Source organism: Salmonella sp. SAL03688, from assembly GCF_046551895.1.
In the GTDB taxonomy this organism is placed as follows: Bacteria; Pseudomonadota; Gammaproteobacteria; order Enterobacterales; family Enterobacteriaceae; genus Salmonella; species Salmonella enterica.
Genome location: NZ_JBGDVI010000062.1, coordinates 1 through 554, shown reverse-complemented (window position 1 = coordinate 554; position 554 = coordinate 1). Strand labels below are relative to the sequence as shown.

Sequence of the window (554 nt, the reverse complement as noted above, 5' to 3'; positions counted from 1 at the left end):
CACCTGTGTCGGTTTGGGGTACGATTTGATGTTACCTGATGCTTAGAGGCTTTTCCTGGAAGCAGGGCATTTGTTGCTTCAGCACCGTAGTGCCTCGTCGTCACGCCTCAGTGTTAAAGTGAACCGGATTTACCTGGAACACACACCTACACGCTTAAACCGGGACAACCGTCGCCCGGCCAACATAGCCTTCTCCGTCCCCCCTTCGCAGTAACACCAAGTACGGGAATATTAACCCGTTTCCCATCGACTACGCCTTTCGGCCTCGCCTTAGGGGTCGACTCACCCTGCCCCGATTAACGTTGGACAGGAACCCTTGGTCTTCCGGCGAGCGGGCTTTTCACCCGCTTTATCGTTACTTATGTCAGCATTCGCACTTCTGATACCTCCAGCAACCCTCACAGGCCACCTTCACAGGCTTACAGAACGCTCCCCTACCCAACAACGCATAAGCGTCGCTGCCGCAGCTTCGGTGCATGGTTTAGCCCCGTTACATCTTCCGCGCAGGCCGACTCGACCAGTGAGCTATTACGCTTTCTTTAAATGATGGCTGC

Annotated in this window: 1 rRNA gene; it reads right to left on the bottom strand. The window is 54.7% G+C overall.

The window, feature by feature from the left end:
* Positions 1–554 (bottom strand): 23S ribosomal RNA (locus ACLJR2_RS23710); the annotation flags it as partial.